Source organism: Stenotrophomonas sp. S4, from assembly GCF_054187805.2.
Genome location: NZ_CM196188.1, coordinates 397,501 through 414,433, shown reverse-complemented (window position 1 = coordinate 414,433; position 16,933 = coordinate 397,501). Strand labels below are relative to the sequence as shown.

Annotated in this window: 11 protein-coding genes and 3 rRNA genes (1 of these 14 cut by a window edge); 4 read left to right on the top strand and 10 right to left on the bottom strand. The window is 65.9% G+C overall.

The genetic code is table 11. The features are described from left to right. Nucleotides 1-21: 21 nt before the first annotated feature. Together coxB and ACUZUJ_RS01795 are read right to left on the bottom strand one after the other, a co-directional pair. Nucleotides 22-984: a cytochrome c oxidase subunit II gene (gene coxB, locus ACUZUJ_RS01800; protein ID WP_458220713.1), complete on the bottom strand. Its 963-nt coding sequence runs from the start codon at nt 982-984 to the stop codon at nt 22-24. 11 nt (nt 985-995) lie between these two features. Continuing rightward, on the bottom strand, nt 996-1,472 hold the full coding sequence (locus ACUZUJ_RS01795) for a DUF2244 domain-containing protein (protein WP_014035721.1): 477 nt from the start codon (nt 1,470-1,472) through the stop codon (nt 996-998). Nucleotides 1,473-1,746: 274 nt separating this feature from the next. On the opposite strand from ACUZUJ_RS01795, the gene putA reads away from it, so the two are divergent. Continuing rightward, on the top strand, nt 1,747-4,965 hold the full coding sequence (putA, locus tag ACUZUJ_RS01790; RefSeq protein WP_458220712.1) for a bifunctional proline dehydrogenase/L-glutamate gamma-semialdehyde dehydrogenase PutA: 3,219 nt from the start codon (nt 1,747-1,749) through the stop codon (nt 4,963-4,965). A gap of 119 nt (nt 4,966-5,084) precedes the next feature. Here the strand turns inward: putA and ACUZUJ_RS01785 are convergent, their stop codons facing one another. The 3 genes from ACUZUJ_RS01785 to ACUZUJ_RS01775 all read right to left on the bottom strand — a co-directional run bounded on the left by ACUZUJ_RS01785 (nt 5,085) and on the right by ACUZUJ_RS01775 (nt 8,312). Beyond that, nucleotides 5,085-6,158: an AAA family ATPase gene (locus ACUZUJ_RS01785; protein ID WP_458220711.1), complete on the bottom strand. Its 1,074-nt coding sequence runs from the start codon at nt 6,156-6,158 to the stop codon at nt 5,085-5,087. Beyond that, nucleotides 6,145-6,744, bottom strand: a complete 600-nt coding sequence (gene pnuC / locus ACUZUJ_RS01780; protein ID WP_458220710.1) for a nicotinamide riboside transporter PnuC — start codon at nt 6,742-6,744, stop codon at nt 6,145-6,147. Before pnuC ends, ACUZUJ_RS01785 begins: the two co-directional genes overlap by 14 nt. A gap of 140 nt (nt 6,745-6,884) precedes the next feature. Continuing rightward, nucleotides 6,885-8,312, bottom strand: coding sequence for an outer membrane protein transport protein (locus tag ACUZUJ_RS01775; protein WP_087921279.1), 1,428 nt, complete (start codon nt 8,310-8,312; stop codon nt 6,885-6,887). 226 nt (nt 8,313-8,538) lie between these two features. On the opposite strand from ACUZUJ_RS01775, the gene ACUZUJ_RS01770 reads away from it, so the two are divergent. Next, nucleotides 8,539-9,231 (top strand): rhomboid family intramembrane serine protease, encoded by a 693-nt coding sequence (locus tag ACUZUJ_RS01770; RefSeq protein ID WP_014035716.1) that lies wholly within the window; start codon nt 8,539-8,541, stop codon nt 9,229-9,231. 83 nt (nt 9,232-9,314) lie between these two features. On the opposite strand, the gene ACUZUJ_RS01765 is transcribed toward ACUZUJ_RS01770, so the two are convergent. Both ACUZUJ_RS01765 and ACUZUJ_RS01760 read right to left on the bottom strand, forming a co-directional pair. Beyond that, a complete protein-coding gene (locus ACUZUJ_RS01765) occupies nt 9,315-10,775 on the bottom strand; it encodes a S41 family peptidase (protein ID WP_101764786.1) in 1,461 nt (486 codons plus the stop codon). A 108-nt stretch (nt 10,776-10,883) separates the two neighbouring features. Beyond that, a complete protein-coding gene (locus ACUZUJ_RS01760) occupies nt 10,884-12,185 on the bottom strand; it encodes a murein hydrolase activator EnvC family protein (protein WP_101764785.1) in 1,302 nt (433 codons plus the stop codon). 95 nt (nt 12,186-12,280) lie between these two features. Here ACUZUJ_RS01760 and ACUZUJ_RS01755 point away from each other — a divergent pair, with 95 nt between their 5' ends. Together ACUZUJ_RS01755 and ACUZUJ_RS01750 are read left to right on the top strand one after the other, a co-directional pair. Continuing rightward, a complete protein-coding gene (locus ACUZUJ_RS01755; RefSeq protein ID WP_197621979.1) occupies nt 12,281-12,943 on the top strand; it encodes a DUF4097 family beta strand repeat-containing protein in 663 nt (220 codons plus the stop codon). 86 nt (nt 12,944-13,029) lie between these two features. Next, nucleotides 13,030-14,739, top strand: a complete 1,710-nt coding sequence (locus ACUZUJ_RS01750; RefSeq protein ID WP_510468061.1) for a M28 family metallopeptidase — start codon at nt 13,030-13,032, stop codon at nt 14,737-14,739. A 284-nt stretch (nt 14,740-15,023) separates the two neighbouring features. Here ACUZUJ_RS01750 and rrf (ACUZUJ_RS01745) read toward each other — a convergent pair. The 3 genes from rrf (ACUZUJ_RS01745) to ACUZUJ_RS01735 form a co-directional block, all read right to left on the bottom strand. Further along, nucleotides 15,024-15,138: ribosomal RNA gene (gene rrf / locus ACUZUJ_RS01745) — 5S ribosomal RNA — on the bottom strand. 133 nt (nt 15,139-15,271) lie between these two features. Continuing rightward, nucleotides 15,272-15,386, bottom strand: a 5S ribosomal RNA gene (gene rrf, locus ACUZUJ_RS01740). 126 nt (nt 15,387-15,512) lie between these two features. Further along, nucleotides 15,513-16,933, bottom strand: a 23S ribosomal RNA gene (locus ACUZUJ_RS01735) (it continues 1,457 nt past the right edge of the window).

The window sequence follows — 16,933 nt, the reverse complement described above, 5'->3', positions numbered from 1 at the left end:
CGGGCGGCCGCGGGCTTTACATCACGCGCCGCTCGCTGCGGTGGCAGGCGTGCTGCCGGTTTCGGCAGCGGCGGGTGCGGCCGGCGCTGCCGGAGCCTCGCCAGCCGGTGCAGTCGGTTCGGCCGGTGCCGCAGGCGTTGCAGGCGCGGCAGGCGGCGCCGGCTTGCGCTGCGCCAGCCACTGCTTGAACTCTTCCTTGGACACCGCCTCGACCACGATCGGCATGAAGCCGTGGTCCTTGCCGCACAGTTCGGCGCACTGGCCGCGGTACACGCCGGGCTGCTCGATGCTGGTCCAGGCCTCGTTGATGAAGCCCGGGATGGCGTCCTGCTTCCAGCCCAGCGCGGGCACCCACCAGGCGTGGATCACGTCATCGGAAGTGATGACGAAGCGCACCTTGGTATCGACCGGCAGCACCAGCCGGTTGTCGACATCCAGCAGGTAGTGCGGATGGCTTTCGCGGGTCGGCACCTTGCCGCTCTGCCGCATGCGGTCGGACTCGCGGTCCAGGCGGCTGGTGAAGGTGACGTTCTCGCCAAGGTATTCGTACTTCCACATCCACTGGTAGCCGGTGACCTTCACCGTCATCTCGGCATCGCGGGTGTCGTACATCTTGATCAGGTTGGCCGTGGCCGGCCACGCCATCACGATCAGGATGATCACCGGGATCACCGTCCAGATGATCTCGGCCTTGGTGTTGTGGCTGAAGGTGGCGGCGACCGCGCCCTTGGATTTGCGGAACTTGAAGATGGCGTAGGCCATCGCGCCGAACACGATGACGCCGATCACCGTGCAGATGATCAACGAGAGATTGTTCGATTCCCAGGCCAGGCGTGAGGTCTGGGTCACCCCCTTGCCCATGTTCAGCTGCCACGGCTTGGGATCGGCCGCCTGGGCCCAGGCCAACGCCGGCATCAGTCCCTCGGCCACCATGGCGGCGACCGCTGCAACGCACTTCGTGCCCCACCTGCTGCTTTGCTTCATTGCCTAGACCCTTAGCGTCGTCGGTTGCCGCCATCGCTGGCGGCGAGCAAGCTTTCAAGTGTCTCTGCGAGCGTCTGACGTTCGGCCGGCGCGAGGAAACTCCCCACCTCCACCTGCCGGCCGCTGGATGCCAGCCGGACCCTCTCATCGTCGGTGAGCAGGCGCACCCAGTGGGGGTGGGCCCGGAACACCGGCGATCCACCGGGTACGGGGATGACCTCCACGTACGCCGGCACTACCCGGATCTCCTCCTGCCGTTCACCACTGCGCCACAAGGCACGCAGCGCCGCCGCCAGCACCAGGCTGTACAGCAGCGCGAACAGGGGGGCGAATGCATTGCCGGCCAACCACCCGAAGGCGGACACCAGCCACATCGCACCCGACAACACGGTGAACAACAGGACGAACTGCCGGGCATCGAGCGCCCGTGGGGGACGCAGCCGCAGCTGCGTACCTGACCCATCCGGAGCTGGAAGCACCTCGATCATGTCGCAACCGCGTTCCTGCCGCGGGAAACGTCTCGATGGTAGCCCCGCCCTCTCGCCGGTAGCAAGGGTGCATTCACACTTTTTCCAATGCTGCAACACAGCATGAGGTCGGCGGAACGAATGACGAATTCAGCACAAATATTGCCGGGCTTGCTGAACACGCTGAATTCACCACCGTTAGGGGCTATCAGCCCTTCACGAAGGTGGCTGCGGGGCACTTCCGCAACCCGCAAAAATGATTAAAATCGCCAAGTTTTCCATTGGCCGGACCGGCATGAACGCACCTTCCTCCTCCCCTGCCGCCAGCGACGCCCTGCGTCCCGGCGCGCTGCTGTCGCCGGAACTGCCGGCGCCCCCCAACCCGTTCCGCCAGGCCATCACCGATGCCTGGTTGAAGGACGAGGCCAGCCACGTCCGCGAGCTGCTGGCGCAGGCCCGCCTGCCGGCCGAAGAGCAGGCCAGGGTGCAGGCGCTGGCCGCCGACCTGGTCGGCCGCGTGCGCGTGCGTGCCAAGGACCAGGGCGCGATCGAAGCCTTCATGCGCCAGTACGACCTGGGCAGCGAAGAAGGCGTGCTGCTGATGTGCGTGGCCGAAGCGCTGCTGCGCATTCCGGACCAGGACACCGCCGACAAGCTGATCCGCGACAAGCTGGCCGACGCCGACTGGGAAAAGCACCTGGGCGGCAGCGACTCGGTGCTGGTCAACGCCTCCACCTGGGGCCTGATGCTGACCGGCAAGCTGGTGCAGATGAACGACGCCACCCGCGCCGATGCGCCCAGCGCGTTCAAGCGCCTGGTCGGCCGCGTCGGTGAGCCGGTGGTGCGCCTGGCCGTGCGCCAGGCGATGAAGATCATGGGCCACCAGTTCGTCATGGGCCGCACCATCAGCGAAGCGCTGTCGCGCTCGCACAAGGGCGACAACGCGAACTACCGCTACTCCTTCGACATGCTCGGCGAAGGTGCGCTGACCATGAAGGACGCGCTGCGCTACCTGGAAGACTACCGTCGTGCGATCCACGCCATCGGCGGCGATCACAAGGCACGCGGCGGCCGTCCGGACGGCGACGTCAACAATGCCCCGGGCATCTCGATCAAGCTGTCGGCGCTGTACCCGCGCTACGAGCACGCCAAGCGCGAGCGCGTGCTGAAGGACCTGGTGCCGGGCGTGCTGGAACTGGCGCAGCTGGCCAAGAGCTACGGCATCGGCTGCACCGTCGACGCCGAAGAGTCCGACCGCCTGGAACTGTCGCTGGACATCATCGAGCAGGTGTTCTCCGATGCCTCGCTGGCCGGCTGGGATGGCTTCGGCGTGGTCGTGCAGGCCTACCAGAAGCGCACGCCGTACACGATCGACCACCTGGCCGACATGGCGCGCCGCGCCGGTCGCCGCCTGCAGGTGCGCCTGGTCAAGGGCGCCTACTGGGATGCCGAGATCAAGCGCGCGCAGATCGAAGGCTATCCGGGCTACCCGGTATTCACCCGCAAGCAGAACACCGACGTGTCGTACCTGGCATGCGCGAAGCGCCTGTTCACCCATGCCGACGCGATCTACCCGATGTTCGCCACGCACAACGCGCACACCATCGCCGCTGTGCGCAGCATCGCCAACGGTGGCGTGTACGAGCACCAGAAGCTGCACGGCATGGGCGACGACCTGTACGCCGAAGTGGTGCCAGCCGATCGCCTGGGCCTGCCCTGCCGCGTGTACGCGCCGGTCGGTTCGCATGAAGACCTGCTGCCGTACCTGGTGCGCCGCCTGCTGGAAAACGGCGCCAACTCCAGCTTCGTCAACCGCATCACCGACGAGCGCGTGCCGATCGCCGACCTGATCCGCGATCCGGTCGAGATGGTCGCCTCGTTCGCTTCGATTCCGCATCCCAAGATCCCGCTGCCGGTAGACCTGCTGCGCAGCCAGAACCACGACAGGAAGAACTCCATGGGCGCCAACCTCGCCAACGACAACGAACTGCGCGCCCTTGCCGAGCAGATCAATGCGGCCGTGAAGCCGTGGCAGGCCGCCCCGCTGGTACCGGGTGCCAACCCGGCCGGCGCCGCGCTGCCGGTGACCAACCCGGCCGACACCCGCGAAGTGGTCGGCCAGTGGCTGGCCGCCGATGCCGCCACCGTGCAGAAGGCCCTGGCCAATGCCGTGGCCGCGCAGCCGGCCTGGAACCGCACCCCGGCCGCCAGCCGCGCCGCCATCCTCGAGCACGCCGCCGACCAGCTGGAAGCGCGCATGCCGGAGTTCATGGCGCTGTGCGTGAAGGAAGCCGGCAAGAGCCTGCCCGACGGCATCGCCGAAGTGCGCGAAGCCGTGGACTTCCTGCGCTACTACGCCAAGCAGGCGCGCGAGCAGTTCAGCCACGCCGAGAAGCTGCCGAGCCCGACCGGTGAATCCAACGAGCTGCAGCTGCATGGCCGCGGCGTGTTCGTCTGCATCAGCCCGTGGAACTTCCCGCTGGCGATCTTCCTGGGCCAGGTCGCTGCTGCACTGGCCGCCGGCAACAGCGTCATCGCCAAGCCGGCCGAGCAGACCAACCTGATCGGCTACTACGCGGTGAAGCTGCTGCACGACGCCGGCGTGCCGGCCGAGGTCGTGCAGTACCTGCCGGGCGACGGCGCCACCGTCGGTGCCGCGCTGACCGCCGACCCGCGTGTGGCCGGCGTGGCCTTCACCGGCTCCACCGACACCGCCCGTGCAATCAACCGCGCGATGGCCGCACGTGACGCCGCCATCGGTGTGCTGATCGCCGAGACCGGTGGCCAGAATGCCTTCATCGCCGACTCCTCGGCGCTGCCGGAACAGCTGGTCAAGGACGCGATCGGTTCGGCCTTCACCTCCGCCGGCCAGCGTTGCTCGGCCGCTCGCGTGCTGTTCGTGCAGGACGACATCGCCGACAAGGTGATGACCATGCTGGCCGGCGCGATGAAGGAACTGAAGGTCGGCAACCCCGGCCTGCTGTCCACCGACGTCGGACCGGTGATCGACGCCGACGCGCTGAAGATCCTGCAGGACCACGCCGAGCGCATGGACCGCGAAGCGCGCCTGATCGCCGCCGCCGAGCTGTCCGCCGAAGCGGCCAACGGCACCTTCTTCGCGCCGCGTGCGTATGAACTGAAGGACCTGGGCCAGCTGCAGAAGGAAGTGTTCGGTCCGGTCCTGCACGTGATCCGCTGGAAGGGCGACCAGCTCGACACGGTGATCGACCAGATCAACGCCACCGGCTACGGCCTGACCCTGGGCGTGCATTCGCGCATTGACGAGACCGTTGATCGCATCAGCAACGGCGTCCACGTCGGCAACGTCTACGTCAACCGCAACCAGATCGGCGCGGTGGTCGGCGTGCAGCCGTTCGGCGGCCAGGGCCTGTCCGGCACCGGCCCGAAGGCCGGCGGCCCGCACTACCTGCTGCGCTTTGCCACCGAAAAGACGGTGACGGTGAACACCACCGCCGCCGGCGGCAACGCCTCGCTGCTGACCCTGGGCGACTGATCGCCTGCGTCAGGCGGTGAACGAAAAACCCCGCGAAAGCGGGGTTTTTTGTGCTTTTTATTCCTGTAGAGCCGAGCCCACGCTCGGCTTGCATGGTGCATGCGGGCACTGGATCGGCTCTACAGAGGCGGGGTGACACTGAACCGGTTGTCCGCCCGCTTCGCCAGCTCGCCCTGCACGCGTGCGATGCGCGTCTCCAGATCGCCTTCCAGCAGCACGTACTCGACACCCTCTGCCTGCAGCTGCGCCAGGTACCACGCATGCTGCTGCGACCGGAAGGCTTCGCCCACGCGCGTGCCATCCTGGTCGAACGGAATATCCGGCGCGCACAGGAACAGCAGGTCGTAGCGTCGTCGTGCCGCCTGCCGCAGCGGCTCCGGCGCCGTGCCGAACATCCAGCCGCTGTACCCCAGCGTTACCCACGGCGTGGTATCGCAGAACAGCCAGCGATGCGCGCGCCGCGCGGCCTCGTCTTCGTGCTGTGGCTGTGTCATTGCAATGCGAAGCAGATCGTCCGGCGTCAGTTCTCCGCCCTGCTGCTCCCACAGGGTGCGGCCATACTCCGGCACCCAGGCGGTCTGCAGGCGCTCGGCCAGCACGCGCGCCAGCGTGGTCTTGCCACTGGACTCGCCACCGATGAACGCCACGCGCTGCACGTAGTCCGGATACACCTCGGCGGAAAGGCTGTGCCGATGCGCATGTGGATCGGCACGCAGCTGGGTGCCGCAGGCCTGTCCGACGTCCAGCGCGCGCTCCAGCCGCTCATGTCGCACCGGAGTGCCGAAGTGCGTGGCCAACGCCTGTGCGAAGCCGTCTCCATAGTCCTCACCGGTGTACACCGCCTGCACCGGCCCACCGAACAGGTTCAGGCACAGCCAGGCGGTGAAGTCGCGCTGCACCTGTTCGTCATCACTGTCCTGCGGCAGCGTGCGCACGGGCAAACCGTGCTGCGTGCACAATGCCGCCAGTCGCGAGTCATCCAACACCGCCACCGTCGCCTGCGGGAAACGCGCACGCAGCCAACGCTCGCGGCGCTCGGCACTGTAGCCGGCAAAGCCCGGCTGCGACCAGCCGATCACCAGCAACTGCTGGCAGCGCGTGGCGGCGAAGTCGATCAATCGTTCATGGCCGAGGTGCAGCGGGCAGAACTTGCCCACCACCAGCCCCCGCGCAGCACGCTCAGGCAGCGGCATCGGCCGCCCTGGCCTCGTTGCGCATCAGGTGCCGCCAATGGCGCAGGGCCACCAGCGCGTTGATCCAGAAGCCCACGTACAGGATCGAGGTCAGGTGCAGGCCACGGCTGTAGTACAGCGGCACTGCAACGGTGTTCACCAGCAGCCACACCCACCACGATTCCAGCTTGCGCCGCATCATCAGGACCTGTGCAATCACGCTCAGTACCAGCACCGCCGAATCAATGTAGGGCGCATAGGCATTGGTCAGCCGGGCCAGCATCCAGCCGTAGCCGAACGTGGCCACCACCGCCAGCGGCGCCAGCCAGGCCCATGCCCGCGGCCGCAACGAGGTGATCGGCAGCGGCGCGCCATGGTCGCCGCGCAGCCACTGCCACCAGCCCAGCACGCTGATGGCGATGAAGAAGAACTGCAGCACCATGTCCGCGTACAGGTGCGATCGTTCGAACACGGCGGCAAACAAGGCACAGCCGACGATGCCCAGCCACCAGGTATGCACGTTGTTGCGGCCGGCCAGCAGGATCGAGCCGGCGACGGCGATGTTGGCAGCCAGCTCCAGCTGGAAGCTCGGGTCGGACAGGTTCATGGGGCTATTGTCGTGGATCCGCGCGCTGCGTGGACAACTCGGCAGAACCACGCCATGCGTGGATGCCCCACAGACCACCCCACAAAAAAGGCCCCGCTCGCGCGGGGCCTCCTTCGTACTGCTTCAGGCAATCGCCCGAATCAGAACTTGTACTGCATCGAAGCTGCCAGCACGTCGCCGCTGACCTTGTACTTGCCGGTCACGGTGTTGCCGGTGGCCGAGGTCGAGGTGACGTTCGGATCCTTGGTGAACAGGTGGGTGTAGCCCACGCTGTATTCCATCTTGTCCGAAGCCGCGTAGGTCAGACCCAGCGACAGCCACTTGCGGGTGGTGTCCGGCACGCGCACGTCGCGGTGGGCGTCGGTGGTCGGGGTCTGGTCGTAGGCGAGACCGCCGCGCAGGGTCAGCTTCTCGTTCATGCGGTACTCGGTACCGATCGACGCGAAGGTGGTGTCGCGGTAGTGGAACGGCAGCACGCTGTCCGGCTGGTTGGAGTCATAGTCGACGGTAACCTGGTCGAACTTGCTCCAGGCGGTACGCGTGACTTCGGCCATGATCTTCCACTGGTCGTCCACGCGGTGGGTGAAGCCGATGGTGGCGCTGGCCGGCAGGGTGATCGAGGCACGACCCTTGCTGTCGATGAAGGTGCCCGGTGCGGCGGCGGCCAGGAAGGTCGCGGCATTGCCCGGAATGGTGAAGTCGGCCTTGCCGTCGTTGATCTTGTGCTTGACCTGCGAACGGTAGCTGAAGGCGATGTTGGTGCCTTCCACCGGGCTGACGGTCATGCCCAGGGTGTAGCCCATCGACACTTCGTCACCCTTGATGCGCAGGTAGCCATCGGCGGTGCCCGGAGCAAAGCCCTGCTGGGCCATGGCCACGGCGGCCTGACGCGAGGCGGCGGCAGCCTGGGCGGCGGTGCCACCGGCGGCCAGAACGGCAGCGGCGGCCTTCTGCTGGGCGCTGGCGTTGATCGCGGTGCCGGTATCGACGGCACTGGTCAGGTCGACGTTCAGGCGCTCGGCGAACACCGAAGCACCGAACGACAGGTACGGGTTGATGTCGTAGGAGAACGCGACGCCCAGGTCGATCGCCTGCAGCTCGGTCTTGACGCCGTTGTAGCGGCCGACCCAGTCACGGTCGTATTCGGTCTTGAAGCCGAACGGCACGGTCAGCGATGCGCCGAAGTGCATGTTGTCGTTCTCGCCGAACGGCAGGTGGAAGTAGGCCGCCGGAACCGGGGCGATCATGCCGGCGTCGCCGCCGTTGCCGCCGGAAATCGGAGCGCCGTTGGCGTACTTGCCCTGGCCACGGAACTTGGCGCCGAAGCTGATGGCGCTGACGTCGCCCTGCAGCATGGTGCCGTCGAGCAGGCGCATGGAGGCCGGGTTGGTGGCGATGACCGAGGCGTCGCCTTCGGTCGAGGTGGAGCCGGCGAACGCACGGCCGAGGCCCTTGGCGCTGTTTTCCTTCAGCTGGAAGGCGGCGGCGTTGGCATCGGCGGCGGCCAGCGCACCGGCAACGCCGACGGCCAGCAGGGTCAGACGGGCAATGGTGGAAGCGGTTTGCATCGTAGTTCTCTCTCCGGTAAGCGGTGATGTTGCTCTGAGTGCGCCTGCGCCCGGCCGGCCCTGGGGCCCTTCGGAGCGCGCCGGATTCCCCTCCCGACATACGACGCCGTATGCGAGTATTACCCAGAGCTGTTAATGAAACAATAACAGCACCTGCGCTTTTTTCGTCTCAAAAGCTGAACAGGACAATCCCCGCCGCAGGCGTCGTCACGCTAGGCTTATGCCCATGTTCGTCTCCCTCCCGTCGCGCAAGAAGGCGGCCCTGCGCTGGGCCACGCCCGTGCTGTTCGCGTCATTGTGGCTGGCATTCCTATGGTCGATCTCGCGCCCGGACGATGCCCGCGGCAGCCTCTGGCTGGACTGGGGCGCCCTGTCCACCGGACTGACCCACCCGCTGGACTGGTGGGCGACCCTGCAGGACGGCAGCGTACTGCGCCTTTTCACCGCGCTGTTCCTGCACGCCGACTGGTCGCACCTGCTGGGCAACCTGGTGTTCCTGCTGATCTTCGGCCTGCCCGCCGAGCGGGTGCTGGGGCCCTGGCGGTTGCTGCTGTTGTTCCTGGTGGGCGGCGCGGTGTCCAACCTGGTGGCGATCTACACCATGGGCAGCCCGGACCAGATCATCATCGGCGCCAGTGGCGCGGTGTCGGCGCTGATCGGCGCCTACCTGGCCCTGTTCCCGGGCGCGCGGCTGGGCGTGGTGATCCCGCTCGGCCTGTTCCTGGAGTTCGTGCGCGCCCCGGCCTACCTGCTCATCGGCGTCTGGGCCGCGCTGCAGGTGGTGTTCGCCCATATCGGCCCCAGCTTCGGCATGGTGGCCTGGTGGGCGCACATCGGCGGCTTCCTGTTCGGCCTGCTGTATGGCGTGTACGTGCGCGCGGCGATCGCGCGCCGGCTGCGCAAGCGCCACGGGTTCTGACACTGGGTAGTGCCGGCCGCTGGCCGGCTCCTCGCTCACCCGCTCGTTCGTAGATCAGTCGAGCATGGCTCGACTCTACAGAATCAGGGCTTGGCCGGGACCGGAGCGGGCTTGGCTTCCGGCGTGCTGTCCGCCTTCGGTTCGACCTTCGGCTCCGGCTTGGCTTCGGGCTTCGCCGCAGCGGCCTTCGCGGCCTTGGCCGCATCCGCTTTCGCCGCTTCGGCCTTCAAGCGTGCAGCCACCGAACCCGGGTTCTTCAGCTCGGCCAGCGCGTCGTTGATCGGGCCATCGCCCGGCAGCACCGCACCGGCGTGGTAGCCCTCGGTGCCTTCGTCGTCGCCGCGCAGATGGCCCGGCAGGGTCGCTTCGCTGTAGTCGCTCAGGCTGGCCGGCAGTGCATCCTCGGCCGGCGTGGCGACGGGCTTCAGTTCGACGTCCGGCACGATGCCGGTGGCCTGGATCGACTTGCCGCTGGGCGTGTAATAGCGCGCGGTGGTCAGCTTCACCGAATCACCGTTGTCCAGCGGCAGCACGGTCTGCACCGAGCCCTTGCCGAAGGTACGGCTGCCAACCACGCGCGCACGCTTGTTGTCGCGCAGTGCGCCGGCAAGTACTTCCGATGCGCTGGCCGAACCGGCATCGGTCAGCACGACCACCGGTGCGCCCTTCAGCAGATCACCCGGGGTCGCGTCGAAACGGGCATCGCTGATGCTGATGCGACCGCGGGTGCTGACGATGTTGCCCTTGTCGAGCAGATCATCGGCCACCTGCACGGCGGCGGTCAGCAGGCCACCCGGGTTGCTGCGCAGGTCCAGCACCAGGCCCTTGAGCTGGCCACCGGACTGCTTCTGCAGCTGCTGCACGTGCTTCTGGAAGTCCGAACCGGTATCGGCCTGGAAGGTGCTCAGGCGGATATAGCCATAGCCGGGCTCCAGCAGGCGGCTGCGCACGCTGGTCACGCGGATGGTCTGGCGGGTCAGGCTCACGTCGAACGGCTTCGGCTTGCCTTCGCGCACGATGGTCAGCACCACCTTGCTGCCGGCCGGGCCGCGCAGCGGCTCGCTGGCGTCGATCGCGCTGATCGGCTTGCCGTCGATGGCAATGATCAGGTCACCGGCGAGGATGCCGGCCTTGGCCGCCGGGGTGTCGTCGATCGGCGAGATCACCTTCATGCTGGCGTTGTCCGGCTGCTGCTGCAGCTCCACGCCGATGCCCTCGTAGGCACCATTGGCCTGCTCGTCGAAGGCCTGCGCGTCTTCCTTGTTGAAGTAGGTGCTGTGCGGATCGAGATCGAGCAGCAGGCCACGCACGGCCGACTGCATCAGCTTCTTGTCATCGACCGGGTCGACATAGGCGGCGCGCACCGCGTTGTACACGGCCACGAAACGGCGGATTTCCTCCAGCGGCACCTTCGAGGTCACCGCCTCCTCGCTGTTCGCTGCCTGCCCGCTGGTTTCCTGGCTCGGGGCGGGCGCGGTCTGCTGCGCCCAGGACAGCGCTGGCAACAGGGCCAGCAAGAGGGTGGCGGTACGGGCTGCGCGCATGGATCACTCCTGTCGACGTTGGCATCGTGCCCAAGGCACATGCACCGATTATGCGCGAAGCACAGCTAAATTCCCGTTGAATCCGGCCCGCATCCGGCAGGCCTGGATTCAGCGCCGCTGCAGCCAGCTGTCCGGGTTGACCGGCTGCCCGCCACGGCGCAGCTCGAAGTACAGCGCGGTGACACCCTGGCCACCGGAATTGCCGACCTTGGCCACCGCATCACCGCGGCTGACCCGTGCGCCGGCATCCTTCAGCAGGGTGTCGTTGTGGGCATACAGGCTCATGTAGCCATTGCCGTGGTCGACGATCAGGATCATGCCGTAGCCGGTCATCCAGTCGGAGAACACCACGGTGCCGTCGGCCACGGCCGTGACGGTGCTGCCGGCCGGCGCGCCGATCAGCACGCCGCTGCTGGTACGGCCATCGGGCAGCTTGCCGCCATAGCGGGCCAGCAGGTTGCCGGACAACGGCCAGCCCAGGCCACCGACCTTCGGTGCCGGTGCCGATGCCACCGCAGGCGGAACCTTGGTGGGCGGCGGCGGTGGCCGGCCCTGTGCGGCGGCCTGGCGTGCGGCCCGCTCGGCAGCGGCCTTTTCGGCGGCGGCCCGACGCGCCGCCGCGCGACGCTCGGCTTCGGCCCGGGCGGCCGCGGCACGCAGGTTGGCCAGCAGCGTTTCCAGCGCCTTGGCATCCTGCCCCAGTGCCTGTTCCTTCTCGCGCCGGTCCTTGAAGCGTTCGTCCAGCGAGGCCACGGTCTGCGCGCGGTCGCGGCGGTCGGCCGCCAGCGTCGCAGCCTGCTGCTTCTGGTCCTGCTGCGCCCCCTGCAGCTTCTGCTTGCGCTCGGCGATCTGCGCCTGCAGCGCTTCCAGTTCCTTCAGGTCGGCGGTGAGCGTGGTGATGCGCTGCGCACGTTCGCGCTGCAGGTAGCGGTGGTAGGCCAGCGCACGATTGGCATCAGCCACCGTGTCCTGCGACAGCAGCAGCTTCAACGGTGCATGATTGCCCAACTGGTAGGCCGCGCGCAGCAACCCGGCCAGTTCGCGGTGCTGCTGGGCCAGGTTGGCCTGCAGCGTGCTGCGGTGCTGTTCGGCTTCGGCCAGCGCCTGGTTCTGCTCGCGCAGGGCCGACTCGGTCCGCGCAAGGGCGCGGCCACTGCGGGCCACCTTCTCGTCGGCCTCGCGCAGCTGCTGGGATGCCTGGCCACGCTGCCCCTCGATCTGCCGTCGTTCCTGCGCCACGCCCTTCAGCTCGGTGCGCAGTTTCTGCAGCTTGCGCTCGGTCTCGCGGGTGGTCTGCGCGGCGCCGGGCAGCGGCAAGGCCAGTGCCAGGACCAGCCCCAGCAGCAGGCAACGCCCGCCGCGTACGGCGGCGATGTGATGTCGGCGTGATGGGAAGGCGTTGTCGCGCAAGGGCTTTCCAGTGACTTCAGGCAGTTGCGGGGGGTACCGGGGAATGGTGACATCTCCGCACGCGGCCTGCCAGCCGCACATCCATCGAGGTCCCCATGAAAACTCTATCCATTCCGCTGCTGTTGGGCGTACTGCTGGTCACCGGGCCGGTCTGCGCCCAGGAGAACATCAGCAAGGTCAACGGCAGCATCAGCGCCGAGCCGGGTCAACGCTACGGCAAGCTGGACACCGTCAACGGCGGCATCCGCGTCGGCGAAGGCGTCGAGACCGGCAGCATCGACACCGTCAACGGCGGGGTGAAGGTCGCCGACCGTGCGCGCACCGGCAAGATCGAAACGGTCAACGGCGGTGTCCGCCTGGGTCGCGAAGTGATCGCCAGCGGCGGCGTCAGCACCGTCAACGGCAGCATCTTCACCGATCGCGGCAGCCAGATCGAAGGCGGCGTCGAGACCGTGAACGGCGGCATCGGCCTGGTTGAAAGCCGCGTCGGCAAGGACGTGGAGACCGTCAACGGTGACATCACCGTCGGCATCGGTTCGCAGGTCAACGGCAGCGTGCATGTGCGCAAGCCGAACTTCAGTGTCTCGCTGACCGCCAGCCGCAAGCCGCGCGTGATCATCGGCCCCAACGCGGTGGTCAGTGGGCCGCTGCAGTTCGAGCGCGAGGTGGTGCTGTACGTGCATCGCACCGCGCGCATCGGCCCGGTCACCGGTGCCGAGCCGATCCCGTTCGATACCGAAACCGCGCCAGCCGACTGAATCCATCGAACCTGCCGGTTCGGTGATACTCGCGTTTACCGGTCGCGCATGAGGTGCGACCGCCCTTTGTTCTCCAGGAATCGACGATGCCCCGCAAACTCCTCCTGTGCCTGGCCGCCGCGGCCGCGCTCAGTGCCTGCAAAGGCGAAGACACCCCGGCAGCCACGCCGGCCACCGATACCGCTGCCGCGAAGCCGGCCGCCCATCAATTCTCTCCGGAGATCAACGCCGGAGACTTCGCCGAGATGGTCAAGACCCTGGCTTCGGATGAGTTCGAAGGCCGCGCCCCGGGCAGCAAGGGCGAAGAACTGACGGTCAACTACATCCGCGACCAGATGCAGCGCATCGGCCTGCAGCCCGGCAACGGCGACAGCTGGTTCCAGGACGTGCCGATGACCGAGACTACGGCCGACGAATCGACCGTGCTGACGATCACCCAGGGCGGCAAGACCACCGAACTGAAGTTCGGCACCGACATGGTGGTCGGTACCCGTACCGGCCAGGCCGAGGTGAAGGTCGATGCCAGCGACCTGGTGTTCGTCGGCTACGGCGTCGATGCGCCGGAGCAGAAGTGGAACGATTACGCCGGCCAGGACTGGAAGGGCAAGACGGTCGTCATGTTCGTCAACGATCCGGGCTTCCATGTTGATGACGCGAAGCTGTTCGACGGCAAGCGCATGACCTATTACGGCCGCTGGACCTACAAGTTCGAGGAGGCCGCCCGCAAGGGTGCTGCTGCCGCACTGATCGTTCACGACACTGCCGGCGCGTCCTACGGTTGGGACGTGGTGAAGAATTCCTGGGCCGGCCCGCAGTACAACCTGCCCGCCAAGGATGACCCGGAGGCCCGGATCCCGGTGCAGGGCTGGCTGAGCGCCGACGCCGCCAAGGCGCTGTTCGCCGGTGCCGGCCTGGACCTCGCCCAGGCCTACAAGGACGCCAGCAAGCGTGGTTTCAAGCCGGTGCCGCTGAAGGCCACCGCTGCGGTCGACCTGAAGAGCCAGATCGCACAGAAGCAGTCGCGCAACGTGGTCGGCGTGCTGCCGGGCAGCAAGCGCGCTGACGAAGCCGTGCTGTACATGGCGCACTGGGACCACCTGGGCAAGCATGAGGGTGAGACCGGCGACAACATCTACAACGGCGCAGTCGACAACGCCACCGGCGTGGCCGGCATCCTCGAGGTGGCAGAAGCCATGGCCCACCAGGAGCCGAAGCCGGAGCGTTCGGTGGTGTTCCTGGCGGTGACCCTGGAAGAGTCCGGCCTGCTGGGTTCGAAGTACTACGTCGCCCACCCGACCTTCCCGCTGGACAAGATCGCCGGTGTGATCAACATCGATGCGATGTCGATGGCCGGCCGTGCCAAGGACGTGACCGTCACCGGCTTCGGCAGCTCGGAGCTGGAGGACATCCTCAAGCCGCTGGCCGCCGCCCAGGACCGTACCCTGCACGGTGAGACCTCGGTGCAGAGCGGCTTCTACTTCCGCTCCGATCACTTCAACTTCGCCAAGGCCGGTGTGCCGGCCCTTTACGCCGATGGCGGCGAAGACCTGCGCGAGGGTGGCGTGGAAGCAGGCCGCAAGGCTGCGGCGGATTACGGCGCCAACCGTTACCACGGCCCGAAGGACGAGTTCGACGCGGCCACCTGGAAGCTGGACGGCACCGTCGAAGACCTGCAGCTGATGTACGGCGTGGGCAAGGAACTGGCCGGTGGCGATCGTTGGCCGAACTGGTATGCAGGCAATCCGTTCAAGGCGGCCCGCGACGCGATGATGAAGGACAAGGCCCCGGCCAAGTAAGTCGGGCCATGCTCGACTGAACATCGTTTGGAGCAGAGCGGCGCCCCACGGGGCGCCGCTTTTTTTGCGCGCTGCCATTGGTGGGTGCCAATCTTGGTTGGCACCTCTTTACACGGCGAGCGCCCCATCCACGCGTGGCGTGGATCTACTGGTAGTGCCGGCCGCTGGCCGGCAAACGGCAGCGGGTGCATCGACTCATCCGCCAGCCAGCGGGCGCCACCACCCGCATTTCCTGCGCACAAAGAAAAACCCCGCTGCATGAGCAGCGGGGTTTTGGGTGTAAACCCTGGCGATGACCTACTCTCGCATGGCTTGAGCCACACTACCATCGGCGCAGCTGCGTTTCACTTCCGAGTTCGGGATGGGATCGGGTGGTTCCACAGCGCTAATTTCACCAGGGAGACGGTTGCAGCAGCGCTTGCAGCGCCAGCTTCGCGATCTTGCCCGTGGGGCGGAAGGGACCCGGAAAATGCAGTGCCTTCACTTAATAAGAAAAACCCCGCTGCGTGAGCAGCGGGGTTTTGGGTGTAAACCCTGGCGATGACCTACTCTCGCATGGCTTGAGCCACACTACCATCGGCGCAGCTGCGTTTCACTTCCGAGTTCGGGATGGGATCGGGTGGTTCCACAGCGCTAATTTCACCAGGGAGGCTTTTGGAGAGTCGCACTCGTCCCGGTGGGACAAGGCGCCAGCCTCGCATAGTTCTTGTGACGTAGCGTGCACTTGGATGCTCTTACGACGCTGTCGTAAAGCCAAGGCAACTTGAGGTTATATGGTCAAGCCGCACGGATCATTAGTATCAGTTAGCTCAATACATTGCTGTACTTACACACCTGACCTATCAACCACGTAGTCTACATGGTTCCTTCAGGGGGCTTGTGCCCCGGGAGATCTCATCTTGAGGCGCGCTTCCCGCTTAGATGCTTTCAGCGGTTATCGCTTCCGAACATAGCTACCCGGCAATGCCACTGGCGTGACAACCGGAACACCAGAGGTTCGTCCACTCCGGTCCTCTCGTACTAGGAGCAGCCCCTCTCAAATCTCCAACGCCCATGGCAGATAGGGACCGAACTGTCTCACGACGTTCTGAACCCAGCTCGCGTACCACTTTAAATGGCGAACAGCCATACCCTTGGGACCGACTACAGCCCCAGGATGTGATGAGCCGACATCGAGGTGCCAAACACCGCCGTCGATATGAACTCTTGGGCGGTATCAGCCTGTTATCCCCGGAGTACCTTTTATCCGTTGAGCGATGGCCCTTCCATACAGAACCACCGGATCACTAAGTCCTAGTTTCCTACCTGCTTGATCCGTCGATCTTGCAGTCAAGCACGCTTATGCCTTTGCACACAGTGCGCGATGTCCGACCGCGCTGAGCGTACCTTCGAGCTCCTCCGTTACTCTTTAGGAGGAGACCGCCCCAGTCAAACTACCCACCATACACGGTCCCCGACCCAGATAATGGGCCCAGGTTAGAACGTCAAGCACGACAGGGTGGTATTTCAAGGATGGCTCCACTGCAGCTAGCGCCACAGTTTCATAGCCTCCCACCTATCCTACACAGACGAACTCAACGTTCAGTGTAAAGCTATAGTAAAGGTTCACGGGGTCTTTCCGTCTTGCCACGGGAACGCTGCATCTTCACAGCGATTTCAATTTCACTGAGTCTCGGGTGGAGACAGCGCCGCTGTCGTTACGCCATTCGTGCAGGTCGGAACTTACCCGACAAGGAATTTCGCTACCTTAGGACCGTTATAGTTACGGCCGCCGTTTACTGGGGCTTCGATCAAGAGCTTCGCCTTGCGGCTGACCCCATCAATTAACCTTCCAGCACCGGGCAGGCGTCACACCCTATACGTCCACTTTCGTGTTTGCAGAGTGCTGTGTTTTTGATAAACAGTCGCAGCGGCCTGGTTACTGCGACCCTCTTCAGCTATAGCTCGCACGAGCCACCAAAAAGGGTGCACCTTCTCCCGAAGTTACGGTGCCATGTTGCCTAGTTCCTTCACCCGAGTTCTCTCAAGCGCCTGAGAATTCTCATCCTACCCACCTGTGTCGGTTTACGGTACGGTCTGCGTAAGCTGAAGCTTAGGAGCTTTTCCTGGAAGCGTGGTATCAGTGACTTCGCCTTAAAGGCTCGTCTCGGTGCTCGGTCTTAAAGGATCCCGGATTTGCCAAAGATCCAAACCT

Bases quoted from the DNA above. Each gene is read 5' to 3' on its own strand.
- coxB (WP_458220713.1), bottom strand. From the start codon at position 984: ATGAAGCAAAGCAGCAGGTGGGGCACGAAGTGCGTTGCAGCGGTCGCC.
- ACUZUJ_RS01750 (WP_510468061.1), top strand. From the start codon at position 13,030: ATGCCCCGCAAACTCCTCCTGTGCCTGGCCGCCGCGGCCGCGCTCAGT.
- pnuC (WP_458220710.1), bottom strand. From the start codon at position 6,744: ATGAACCTGTCCGACCCGAGCTTCCAGCTGGAGCTGGCTGCCAACATC.
- putA (WP_458220712.1), top strand. From the start codon at position 1,747: ATGAACGCACCTTCCTCCTCCCCTGCCGCCAGCGACGCCCTGCGTCCC.
- ACUZUJ_RS01765 (WP_101764786.1), bottom strand. From the start codon at position 10,775: ATGCGCGCAGCCCGTACCGCCACCCTCTTGCTGGCCCTGTTGCCAGCG.
- ACUZUJ_RS01770 (WP_014035716.1), top strand. From the start codon at position 8,539: ATGTTCGTCTCCCTCCCGTCGCGCAAGAAGGCGGCCCTGCGCTGGGCC.
- ACUZUJ_RS01795 (WP_014035721.1), bottom strand. From the start codon at position 1,472: ATGATCGAGGTGCTTCCAGCTCCGGATGGGTCAGGTACGCAGCTGCGG.
- ACUZUJ_RS01755 (WP_197621979.1), top strand. From the start codon at position 12,281: ATGAAAACTCTATCCATTCCGCTGCTGTTGGGCGTACTGCTGGTCACC.
- ACUZUJ_RS01775 (WP_087921279.1), bottom strand. From the start codon at position 8,312: ATGCAAACCGCTTCCACCATTGCCCGTCTGACCCTGCTGGCCGTCGGC.
- ACUZUJ_RS01785 (WP_458220711.1), bottom strand. From the start codon at position 6,158: ATGCCGCTGCCTGAGCGTGCTGCGCGGGGGCTGGTGGTGGGCAAGTTC.